10 protein-coding genes and 1 pseudogene are annotated in these 11,404 nt (G+C 68.0%); 4 read left to right on the forward strand and 7 right to left on the reverse strand.

Going from position 1 to position 11,404, the window contains the following annotated elements; all coding sequences use genetic code 11:
• Nucleotides 1–91: 91 nt before the first annotated feature.
• Complete coding sequence (locus BN4251_RS11135; RefSeq protein ID WP_087485178.1) at nt 92–895, reverse strand: TSUP family transporter; 804 nt, start codon at nt 893–895, stop codon at nt 92–94.
• Between the two features lie 66 nt (nt 896–961).
• Here BN4251_RS11135 and BN4251_RS11140 point away from each other — a divergent pair, with 66 nt between their 5' ends.
• The 4 genes and pseudogenes from BN4251_RS11140 (at nt 962) to BN4251_RS11155 (ending at nt 4,109) form a co-directional block, all read left to right on the forward strand.
• Nucleotides 962–1,591 (forward strand): HAD-IA family hydrolase, encoded by a 630-nt coding sequence (locus BN4251_RS11140; RefSeq protein ID WP_087486344.1) that lies wholly within the window; start codon nt 962–964, stop codon nt 1,589–1,591.
• 37 nt (nt 1,592–1,628) lie between these two features.
• Nucleotides 1,629–2,198 carry a maltokinase N-terminal cap-like domain-containing protein gene (locus tag BN4251_RS11145; protein WP_087485179.1) on the forward strand — a complete coding sequence of 190 codons (570 nt, stop codon included), beginning with the start codon at nt 1,629–1,631 and terminating at the stop codon, nt 2,196–2,198.
• A gap of 97 nt (nt 2,199–2,295) precedes the next feature.
• Complete coding sequence (locus BN4251_RS11150; RefSeq protein ID WP_170931942.1) at nt 2,296–3,060, forward strand: MerR family transcriptional regulator; 765 nt, start codon at nt 2,296–2,298, stop codon at nt 3,058–3,060.
• 63 nt (nt 3,061–3,123) lie between these two features.
• Nucleotides 3,124–4,109: pseudogene (locus BN4251_RS11155) on the forward strand (IS481 family transposase).
• A 39-nt stretch (nt 4,110–4,148) separates the two neighbouring features.
• Here BN4251_RS11155 and BN4251_RS11160 read toward each other — a convergent pair.
• The 6 genes from BN4251_RS11160 to BN4251_RS11185 all read right to left on the reverse strand — a co-directional run bounded on the left by BN4251_RS11160 (nt 4,149) and on the right by BN4251_RS11185 (nt 11,292).
• Nucleotides 4,149–5,372 carry an IS110 family RNA-guided transposase gene (locus BN4251_RS11160; RefSeq protein ID WP_087485181.1) on the reverse strand — a complete coding sequence of 408 codons (1,224 nt, stop codon included), beginning with the start codon at nt 5,370–5,372 and terminating at the stop codon, nt 4,149–4,151.
• Nucleotides 5,373–6,243: 871 nt separating this feature from the next.
• Complete coding sequence (locus tag BN4251_RS11165; protein ID WP_245810310.1) at nt 6,244–7,641, reverse strand: multidrug effflux MFS transporter; 1,398 nt, start codon at nt 7,639–7,641, stop codon at nt 6,244–6,246.
• Nucleotides 7,642–7,815: 174 nt separating this feature from the next.
• Entirely contained in the window at nt 7,816–8,733 is a 918-nt protein-coding gene (locus tag BN4251_RS11170; RefSeq protein ID WP_245810311.1) for a CPBP family intramembrane glutamic endopeptidase, read from the reverse strand.
• A gap of 94 nt (nt 8,734–8,827) precedes the next feature.
• Entirely contained in the window at nt 8,828–9,595 is a 768-nt protein-coding gene (locus BN4251_RS11175; protein ID WP_087486347.1) for a queuosine precursor transporter, read from the reverse strand.
• A gap of 82 nt (nt 9,596–9,677) precedes the next feature.
• Nucleotides 9,678–10,478 (reverse strand): GH25 family lysozyme, encoded by an 801-nt coding sequence (locus tag BN4251_RS11180; RefSeq protein ID WP_087485182.1) that lies wholly within the window; start codon nt 10,476–10,478, stop codon nt 9,678–9,680.
• Nucleotides 10,479–10,620: 142 nt separating this feature from the next.
• Complete coding sequence (locus BN4251_RS11185) at nt 10,621–11,292, reverse strand: TetR/AcrR family transcriptional regulator (protein ID WP_087485183.1); 672 nt, start codon at nt 11,290–11,292, stop codon at nt 10,621–10,623.
• Nucleotides 11,293–11,404 lie beyond the last annotated feature (112 nt).

Genomic DNA, 11,404 nt, shown 5'->3' on the forward strand with positions numbered 1-11,404 from the left:
CCTCCGGGGCTGCGGGCCGCTGGTGAGCGGCGAGGGTGACGTCATCGACAACGAGATGACCTCCGCGCCTATTCCTGGCCGGGGGCCGATCTCATGTGAGCAGCGCCACCGTGTCCACTGCGAGTCGCAGGGCCAGCAGACCGGTCACCGCCAGGAACACGATGCGCACGAAGCCGGAGCCGTGCTTCATCGCCAGACGGGCGCCGAGGTAGCCGCCGAGCACGTTCGCGAACGCCATCACCGCGCCGAGCAGCCACCACACCTCGCCCTGCATCCCGAACACCAGCAGCGCGCCGACATTGGTGGTGAGATTCGCGAGCTTGGCGTGCACGCTCGCCTCGAGGAAGCCGTAGCCCAGCACCGCCACCAGCGCGATGAGGAAGAAGCTCCCGGTGCCGGGGCCGAGGATCCCGTCATAGACGCCGATCGCCGCACCGATCCCTCCTGCGCGCAGGACGTGCCCTCGCCCGTGATGCCGGGGCGCGTGCTCGAGCCCCATCGTGGGCCGAAGCAGCGTGTATGCGCCGACGGCCAGCAGCGCGAGCAGCACGACGGGCGAGAGCCATGGCTTGGGGATCAGCGAGGCGAGCGCCGCCCCGGCCGCGCTCCCGCCCAGCGCGCACACCACCAGTGGCACCACGGTCGCGGCCACCGGCATGATGCGGCGCACGTAGGTCCAGGAGGACACCGCCGTCCCGGCCGCGGAGGCCACCTTGTTGGTGCCGAGCACCGCGCCGGTGGACGTCTCCGCCGGCAGCGCGGTGAGCAGCGCAGGAAGCTGGATCAGCCCGCCGCCGCCCACCACCGCATCCACCCAGCCGGCCACGAAGGCGGCGGCGAACAGCAGCACGAGCGTGAACACGGAGAGCTCGAGGAGCTGGTCGATCAGCGGCACACCGCTCAGTGAACACCCCTTCGCCGGGGACCACGAATCCGCGGTGCGGCTGTCAGAATGGCGGACATGCGCGCACTGATCTGGGACCTCGGCGGCACCCTCGCGGACACCTATCCCGATGTGGACCGGGCACTGGCCATGGTGCTCGACCCTCGGCCCGGCCGCGAGCTGCTCCACGAGGTGGCGCTGCTGACCCGCCGCTCGAGCTCGCACGCGATCAGCACCCTCGCCGCCCGTCACGAGCTGCCCGAGCAGGAGCTGCGCCGCGCCTACGAGCAGACCAAACGGGACTGGCAGCAGGCCCCTCCGCCGGTGATGCCCGGCGCCCGCGAGCTGCTCGCCGCGGTCAGGGCGCAGGGCGGGCTGAACCTGGTCGCCACCCATCGCGACCGTGACAGCGCCACGGACCTGGTCGAGAGGCTCGGGCTCGGGATCGACGACATGGTCTGCGCCCCGGACGGCTTCGCCCGCAAGCCCGATCCCGCGATGATCCGTGCCCTGCTCGAGCGGCACTCACTCGCCCCGCAGGACTGCCTCGCGGTGGGGGACCGCCCGGCCGACGTCGAGGCCGCCGCGGCCGCCGGAGTGCGCGGCGTGCTGCTGGAGACGGCAGGCATACCGCTCGAGGCCGGGGACGCCGAGCGCGTGACCTCCCTGCGCGCGATGCAGAGCCTGCTGGAGCTCGACGGCGAGTGAGCGCCTCCGACAGGGGAGAGGCGCACTACGGTGGGGCATGGCGATCATCTACGACGCACACCTCAGCCCGTCCAAGACAGAGATCCTCCGCAGCTTCCTGGCCGGGCGCTCCTGGGGCGACAGCGGCGAGCTCGAGCTGCTGGGCGCCTACCGCTTCGATGATCCGGAGGGCGAGGTGGGCGTGGAGTGCCACCTGGTGAACATGGGCGAGACCACCTATCACCTGCCGCTCGCCTACCGGCCCGCTCGCGTCGAGGGCGCCGAGGAGCACCTGCTGGCCACGATGCAGCACTCGGTGCTGGGGGAGCGGTTCGTCTACGACGGCCTCGCGGACGAGACCGCCCTGGACTGCTTCCGCCGCGCGCTCTGCGGCGAGCAGCAGCAGGCCGAGCTCGAGATCCACGAGGAGGACGGCACGCTGCGCGAGGTCCAGCCCCAGAGCATCACGCTGAGCCTCGAGGTGGACGAGGGCGAGCAGCCGCCCACCGGCGAGGAGCTGCTGGAGGGTGCGCCGTTCACCATCGCGCGCACGCTCGGCGGCCTCGACGGCACCGTGCGGCTGCACGCCGCCTGGGCCGACGGGCAGGGCGTCGTCGCGGCGTACTGAGACCCGCCTAGTTGTACTGACCGGAGACGTTAGTAGAGTGACTTTCTCTGGGAGCCTTGACCTTGACACTGTGTGATGCGGTCTGGTGGGAGTCGACATGTTGAGCATCGGAGAGATCGCGCATAGCACCGGTGTTTCGCGGCGCATGCTACGGCACTGGGAAGACGAGGGGTTGCTGACCCCAGCTGTAACCGACCCCGTGACCGGCTATCGGCGCTACCAAGACAGCCAGCTAGGGCGCGTGCGAGCCATCACGGAGCTGCGCGCGCTCGGGTTCGGTTTGGCCGAGATAGGGCAGCTGCTCGATCCGCAGATCGGGCAGTCCACGCTGGAATCGCTTCTGATTCACCAGGCAGATGCCTTGCAGCGGGAGATCACCGAGGCTTCAACACGTCTGGTCCACGTTCAGCACCGGCTGGGCATCATCCAGAACAAGTCCATGGAGATCATCATGAATCTCTCCCTCACCGCACTGCCCAGCCTCAATTTCTGGGGGCTGAGCACCGCCGTCCTTGATGAGACCGAGATCGGTCACGCCGTGAGCGAGTTGTACCGGCGTCTCCCGCAATCCGATGAAGAGATCGTGCTTCTGTACGACGGCACGCGCAACGACCAGATCACCGTCTCGGCCGGGACTATGACGCAATCCGAATCTGAGGCGGTCAGCAGGATCGTCGTACCGGACGTCCCGGAAGGCGTATCGGTCACGTTCGATGTGCCCCCAGAGAGCATCGCGGATGCCTGGATCCTCATCGAGACCGAGCTGGAGAAGCGACACCTGACCAGCTTTGGAGTCTATCGGCAGGTCAACAGCGCGACGGGGCACGTCACCCTGCAGGCCCCTGTTCGCGAGCGGCACTGATTTGTCGGCCACGGCAAACGGGGCGAGCGGCGTTGTCGAGCCGTCGACTGGATGTGAGCCTCAATGAGCCATGCAAATGCGGCCCTTACCCGCGCCACAGGCTGAAAGTTGCCCACCTGGTCGTCGACCAGGGGTGGCGGATCAGTGAAGTAGCGGCCCGCTTCCAAGTGCCCTGGCCGACGGTCAAGCGCCGGGTCGACCGCTACCTCGCCGGCGAACCGATGCAGGACCGCTCCTCGCGGCCGCGGAGATCTCCGGGCAAGACACCCAAGACTGTGACGAAGAGGTGCGTCAGCCTGCGGATGCGTCTGCGGGAAGGGCCGGTCCAGCTCGCTGCGAGACTCAACATCGCGCCGTCGACGGTCCATCGAATCCTGCGATCGGCCCGATTGAACCGACTCGCCTAGGTCGACCGCGAAACCGGTGAGCCCATCCGCCGGTATGAGCATGACCATCCGGGATCGATGGTGCATGTGGACGTGAAGAAGCTCGGCAACATCCCCGACGGTGGCGGCTGGCGTTACGTCGGCCGCCGCCAAGGCGAGAAGAACCGCGCCGCGACACAGGACAAGTCGCGCAACGCCTACGGCAACCCAAAGCTCGGATACGCATTCGTACATACCGTCATCGACGACCACTCCCGCGTCGCCTACACCGAGGTTCACGACGACGAAACAGCCGTCACTGCCGTCGGTGTCCTACGTCGGGCCGCCAGCTGGTTCACCGACCGTGGCGTCACGATTGAGCGAGTGTTGTCAGACAACGGCGGTGCGTACCGCTCGTACCTTTGGCGCGACACGTGCGAGGTCCTGTCGATCATCCCGAAGCGCACCCGCCCGTACCGTCCACAGACAAACGGAAAGGTCGAGCGTTTCCACCGCACCATGGCTGACGGGTGGGCCTATGCCCGTTGCTACCGCAGCGAGCATGAGCGCCGCGACGCGCTCAATGGCTGGCTGCACCACTACAACCAGCACCGCCCCCACACGGCCTGCGGTAACCAGCCGCCCTTCTCGCGATTAATCAACGTCCCCGATCAGTACACCTAGTGAGGGTCGTCGCCGGGGGGGGTGTCCCTATGTTCCGAGTCAAGCCGCGAGAGCGGCCGGCCCGGGGGAAGGGGCGGTGGTCGGGGGCTGGTAGCAAGTGCCGTCGCGGAGCATCGCGAAGATGACGTTGCAGTGGCGGCGGGCCAGGCAGATCACGGCGGCGTTGTGGCGCTTGCCCTCGGCTCGTTTGCGATCGTAATAGGCCCTCGAGACGGGGTCGTGATTCGAGGCGACCCAGGCGGAGTAGAACAGCGCGTTCTTGAGCCGCTTGTTGCCTGAACGTGCGGGGAACTCTCCGCGGATCGAGGTGCCGGATCTTCGTGTGACCGGCGCGATTCCGGCATAGGCCGCGAGGTGGCCTGGGGTCTCGAACGCGGAACCATCGCCGATGGCCAGGAGGATCTGAGCGGCGGTCTTGATGCCGATCCCCGGCATGCTCATCAAGACCGAGGCGAGAGGGAAGTCCTCCAGCATGGCCTCGACCTCCCGCGCCACGGTCGCCCGCTGCTCCTTCAGCTCCTTCACTTGACCAGCAACTCTGGGGATCACGAGCTCCACTGCCGCAGTCGCTGGCACGAGGACGGTCTGCTCGCCCAGCGCGGTGAAGATCTGATCGATCAGCGCCTCGGGGTCACGGCGGGAGTGGGAGCGAGCGAACCGTAGAACCCTGGCCCGGCCTGCCGTCTTGAGCCCGGTGGGGCCACCGAACCTCTCCAGCAGGTCCAGCACGAGCCCGGTGGCCAGGCTCCCGCCGACGAAGACGCGCTCGAGCGCGGGATGAATCTGCGTCAACAGCGATCGGATCCGGTTCAACGCCCGGGTGGTCTCGTGGGCGAGGTCCTCGTCAAAGCCGGCGAGGACCTTGAGCGCGGAAAGGACTTCGCTGTCACGGTCGACCTGGCGAAGCGTGTGGGGCATCGTCCGGGCCGTGTCGGCGATGATGAACGCGTCCCGCGCATCGGTCTTTGACCTGCCCGGATACAGATCCGCAGCCTTCCGCATCGCTAGACCTGGCAGGTAGGCGACGGAACAGCCGGAATCTCTGGCGACCGCGATCGGCAACGCTCCGATCGTGTTGGGCTGATCGACCACCATCAGCACTTCGCCGTGGTTCTGCAGCTGAGTGAACAGCTCGCGGAGCTTGGTCTCGTCCTGCGGGAGGGGCTTGTCGAACAGCTTGTTCCCGTCCGGGTCGAGCGCGCACGCGTGGTGGGCGGTCTTCCCGACGTCCAAACCGATGACGACCGCGAATCCTGTGTTCATGATGCTGTCCTTCCCTGGAGCATCATTGCTGGTCGCAGTCTCGACACCCGATGCCGGCACCCACGTTACAAAGAGACCTCAGAGAAGCTGGGCCGTGTCCCTATCAGCGGTCAACGCGTGTCTCTCGACCGGGCGGCAACACCCCCCCGGACCATTGATGGCAGGGCAACAAAGCCATACCCGGCCGAGCGACCAGACCCCGTCCATCGGGGTGCTCACAAGGTAACGGGGCGTCGCCCTGTGCGAGCAGAGCGAGATCGCGCCGGATGTACCGCAGATGCGCCCATTCCTCCTCGAGGATCCCGCCACGCAGCCACGCGTCGGTGGCCAGGACCAGATGCCGCCATCATCGTGTCCTCACGCTGTCAGCGGCATCCATGGCACTGCGCGGTCAAGGATCCTCGTGGCGAGGGAGAGGGTCAAGATGCGCGGGGAGCGCTCCTCTCACGCTGACTTTACATAACGGATATTATCGGCGTTGCGTCGGAAGTGCTCTCCAGGCGGCGGCGAGGTCGCCTGTGCGGCACGCACGCACGTATCGCCGAGTCTCGCTCCCGCGCGCGCCGAACGCCGCGTCGACCCCTCCGAGTGCTGATCGACGAACTGCCATCACCGCCGAATGCTGCGCCCTGCCGCACTGTGCACCCCGACGAAGCTGATCGCCGGATCGGCTCGTTCGCCACGAACGCCGAGACCTACAGCGTCCACTGTGCGAGTGTACGGATACGCACTCTTGACACTGTGCACAGCCCAGCCACGGCTGGCCCCGACGATCCTCGCCACCTCTCCCCTGCGACCCTCCGCAAAACACCTCTGAACTGCACAAACACAACGTTTCTGCAGGTCATGGGGCTGCCCTGTGCACGCGGGATCAGGGTATGGCGGTGTGCGGGTTCTCGGTGCTGCTCCCCCGGCCCGCGATCACGAAGAACGTCGCGGAGATCAGGCAGCCCACCACCATCGCGATCGCCATCGGCAGCGAGGAGTGGGTGCCCGCGATGCCCACCAGTGGCGCCGCGATCGAGGCCGAGAACGAGAAGCCGAGTCCCAGCATCGCCGAGCCGGTGCCGGCGAACTCCCGGGCCTGGTCCGAGGCGAGCGCCCCGCCGTTGCCGAAGATCATGCCCTGCGGGGCGACGGTGAAGAAGAAGGCCGGCAGCACGATCCAGGCCGGGGTGTCCAGGAACAGGCTCCCGATCAGCAGGGCGAAGCTCGCCAGGGACACCACGATCAGTCCCACGCGGATCAGCGCGCGGGGATGGATCGTGCGCGTCAGCCGCGCGGACAGCAGCGACAGCGCCATCATGCCCATCGAGTTGATCGCGAAGCTCACCGAGTACTCGGTGGAGCTGAAGCCGAGCATCTCCTGCACCACGAAGGAGGAGGCGGAGACGTACGCCATCAGCGCGAAGGCGGAGAAGGCGTTGACCAGCATGTAGGCGACGAAGATGCGGCGGCGCAGCAGGCTGCGGCAGTTGCGCAGGAAGGTCCTGAAGCCGCCGGAATGTCGGCGTGAGAGCGGCAGCGACTCGGGGATCAGGAAGATCACGCCGATCAGGGAGAGCAGCGACATCGCGGCGATGACCAGGAAGATCTCGCGCCACTGGCCGACGATGAGGATCAGTCCACCCAGCAGTGGAGCCACGATCGGAGCGATGCCGCCCACGCCCTGCATGACGTTCATGATGCGGAACAGCTCGGGGCCGTCGGTCATGTCGATCAGCACCGCGCGGCCCAGCACCATGCCGAACCCTCCCCCGATGCCCTGCAGGACGCGCATCACCAGCAGCATCTCGACGTTGAAGGCGTAGGCGCAGCCGATCGAGGCCAGCAGACACACGACGATCCCGATCAGCAGCGGTCCCCGCCGCCCCATCCGATCCGAGAGCGGGCCGGCCACGATCTGGCCGCTCGCGGTGCCGAGGAAGAAGGCGGTGATGGTCAGCTGCATCCGCGAGGCGGTGGTCTCGAGCTCGGAGGCGACCTCCGGGAAGGCCGGGATGTACATGTCCGTCGCGAGCGGCCCGATCGCGCTGAGCGTGGTCAGCACCACGATCACCATCGCCGTGACCTTGCCGCGGGTGCGTCGCAGCTCGTCCTCGGTGGGCAGCTGGGCGAGATCGTGGTCCGCGGGGTCCTCGAGCACCGGGATCGCGCCGGTGATCGTCGGGATGCCTCCGGTGACGGTCGGGATGCCTCCGGTCACGGTGGGAAGAGAGCCGGTGGTGGGAGTCGGTTCGACGTGCGGGGTGTCGTCGGCGCGGGACACTGCGAGCCTTTCTGAAGGCGCGGAAAAGGGGAAGGGAGAAGCGTCGAGCCGCGCGGACCCCTTCAGGGTTCTCGCCCGGCTCGAAGCTCTCATCCTATGCCCGGGGGTGTCGACGGTGAAGGGGCTGGCCGGGGTGTTCTGCTCACGTTGCAAAGCTTCCCGGCGCCCTGCGCATCAGGGACGCTGACGGCGCTCGTACAACCACACGATGGCCACGGCGGTCAGGTCCACCGCGATGGCCAGGAGCATGAACGGCCCGCCCATGCCCACGGAGCGGTCGATGACGATGCCCTGGCCGTCGGCGAACAGCGCGCCGGCCACCATCATGATCACGTTGTTGGTGACATGGAAGGCGATCGCGGCTTCGAGGCCTCGGCTGATCACGGCCATCGCCGCCATGCAGGCGCCGAAGACGGTGTAGTAGGTCAGCAGCCAGGGGTCCGCCGACAGGTGCACCAGACCGAAGATGACGCTCGAGACGATCATGCCGATGATCAGCGCGGGCTTGGCGGCACGGATCCAGCTGGCCACGGCGGGCATCAGCGCGCCGCGGAACATCATCTCCTCGCCCGCGGCCTGCAGCGGCGTGGTCAGCAGCGCCACCAGCACCAGACCGATGGTGGTGCCGGTGATGGCGAAACCCTTCAGGCCGGCCATCTCGGGCGCGAACAGCGCCGAGATCCCCAGCATCGCCAGGACCAGCACCGCGAAGGCGCCGGTGAAGACGCCCCAGCGGCGCAGGCTCATCCGGCGCGGGGAGGCCAGCAGGGAGCGCCACGGCACGCGGGCGATCAGCGCGGTGAGCAGGACGGCCAGCGGTCCCATGGCGGCGAGGCTGAGGTTGACCGCCACCATCATCAGCGGCGAGATGGTCAGGTCCATCGGATCGCGGCCGAAGGCCGCCGTCTCCACCAGGATCGCCACGAGGGTGAAGCCGAGCTGCAGCACGAACATCGCGATCAGCAGCGCGGGGACGATCACCAGCGGCTTCCACCAGCTCATCCGCAGGTGCGCGCCGAAGGGCCGGGTGTCGTCGACCGCGGGAGCCGGCGTGTGCCCAGGTGCGGTCACGGGGTTGTCGAGCGTATCCATGGCTCCACGCTCCCCCTCCCTCGCCCCTGCGCACATGCACGGATCGGTGATCGAGGGTGCGACCTTCGTCGGGTCGGTCGGCGGCGCCTGCGCGTCATCCGTCGGTGCGCTGCACCTCGGCGAGCCGACGCTGGTAGGTGGGATCGGTGCGCTTGAGCCAGCGGATCACGGCCGACGTCACCGGGATCATCGCGTACTGCACCAGCACCTTGTAGAGCACGCCGAGGATCGTGTACTCGGCCCACTGCTCGATGGTGGTGATGCCGATCGCGACCGAAGCGATCGAGCAGAAGATGATGGTGTCCACCAGCTCTCCGAGTCCCGAAGAGGTGAACAGCCGCGCGATCAGGCCCTTCTCCCCCATGCGGCGCTTCATCCGCGTGACCACGAAGGAGTTCAGGCTCTGGCCGGCGAGGAAGCCGGCGAGCCCCGCGAGCACTACGATCCAGACAGGCCCGAGCGCGAGCTCGAGGGCCTCCTGCTTCGCCAGGCCGTACTCGTCCGGGAACGGGGGCAGGGCGATGATCACCTGGTAACTGATCGAGGCGAGGATGCTGACGGCGAAGGAGGTGAGGATGGCGCGGCGGGCGCTGCGGGCGCCGTACAGCTCGGTGATGATGTCGCCGAGCACGTAGGCGAGGGGGAAGAGGAAGAAGCCGCCGTCGGTGATGATCTCGAAGCCGGTGCCGGGGATCGTGCCGAAGCTGACGCCTTTGGCGGCGCCGATCCCTGAGAGCACCACCACGGTCACCATGGCGGCCAGGAGGATGTCGAAGTGAGAGCTGCCCCGGTCGGCGTAGACGGCGCCGGCCGGGCGTCCAGACTGCTCAGCGGTGGATGAGGTGCGGTGTTCTGTGGTCACCGGTGCAGGGTACACAGCGGACCGGGATGCGACCGCTCTGTCGCTCCCCGGCCCGCCGGCGGAGCTCAGCGTCCGGTGATGCTCAGATGCCGGCCGCGCCGTAGTCGTACTCGCTGACGAACCGCTCGAACTCCTCCTCGTAGCCGTACCAGAGGTTCGAGTCCCCGGCGAAGGGCCCGGCGTCGGAGTACTGCCACAGCTCCCAGCCCCACCAGCGCCCGGGCAGGGTGGTGGGGGCATCGCTGCGGTAGGAGGCGAGGAACAGCGGGGAATTCACCGGCGTCCAGTCCCCCACGACGTCGTTCCACCAGTGCAGATTCGTGTAGAGCACGGGGCGGCGACCGGTCTGCTCGCGGTAGTGGTTCGAGAAGCCCATGATCCAGTCACGCATCTCCTGCTGGCTCAGGCCGTAGTCGCGCGGGAGGCCGCTGTAGCCCTCGAGGTCGAGCATGCCCGGCAGGGTGATGCCGTCATCGCTCCACCCGCCCCCGTTGTCGAGGAAGAAGTCGGCCTGCTCCACGGGGTCGCCGGAGTCGGGCCGGGCGAAGTGGTAGCCGCCGCGCACCATGCCCACGGCGCCGGCGCCGAGGTACTGGTGGTTGAAGGCGGGGCTGCGGTAGGTGCGTCCCTCGGTGGCCTTGACGTAGGCGAAGCGGGAGCCGAGCGCGACCTGCGCGGCCCAGTCCACCTCTCCCTGCCAGCCGGAGACGTCCTGGCCGTGGATCCCTGCGGCCTGTGCGGCGGGGGCGGTGAGAGCTGTGGTGCCGGTGCCGAGCGCGGCGGCGCCGAGGAGGCCGCCCCTCAGCACGGCGCGACGGGACGCGCCGGTGGGCTCTGCCGGAGCGGGAGGGGGCGCGAGATGGCGGGGACGGTATGACGACATGTCGTCTCCTGGGGAAGGTGGGGAAGGGAGGTGCGACGGACGCCACACCGCCGCCACCGTACGCGCACGCGCGACCCTCACGCGACGACGCGGTCGCCAAAGCGGAGTGTCCTGGCGAAACGGGCAGACCGGGTCGAAGAGGTCAGTTCTCGTCGTCCTTCGGGGCGATGAAGGCGCGCAGCGTGCCCAGGATCGTGGTCGCCGCGAGCTCGGTGACGTCGCGCTGCTCCATCTGCTCGCGCAGCAGCAGGTCGATGAAGATGCCCATCAGCAGCTGGGCGAGATCCTCGGCGGGCAGCAGTGCCCGCTCCCCCGTCGCCTCGAGCCGCGCCGCCAGCAGAGCGCCGATCCGATCTCGCATCCGCTCACGCTGCACGGCCAGATCGGCCCGCAGATCCTCATTGCGCAGCGAGCGCGCGATTGCGTCGGAATAGAGCAGGTACCACTGCCTGCCGAAGGGTCGGATGCCCTCGAAGACCGCGATCATGACGCCGGCGTCATTCGAGGAGAGGATCGCGGCCTCGTCGGCGCCGTCCACATCGGCCACCGCGGCGGCGACGGAGCTGTCCGCGATCGCGAGCAGCTCATCGGTCACCTCGTCGAACAGGGCGCTGAAGACCTCCTCCTTGCTCGAGAAGCTCGAGTAGAAGGCACCGCGGGTGAAGCCGGCCGCCTTGACCAGGTCGTCGACGGTAGCGCCGTCGATCCCCTTCTCGACGAAGACGTCCAGCGAGGCGCGCACGAGCTTCGCGCGGGTGTTCTCCCTGCGCCGGGTGCCTGCGGACTCGGGCAGCGGCTCGAACAGATCGGTCATGGCTCCTCCCAGAGACGGCGCGGGAGGGAAGGCTCTCACTGCGCGATGTTCAGCGGGCGTTGAGGTCACGGCCCGTCGGCCGATAATATCTCACCGATACATCTTTGTATCG

The organism is Brachybacterium massiliense, assembly GCF_900184245.1.
GTDB lineage: Bacteria > Actinomycetota > Actinomycetes > Actinomycetales > Dermabacteraceae > Brachybacterium > Brachybacterium massiliense.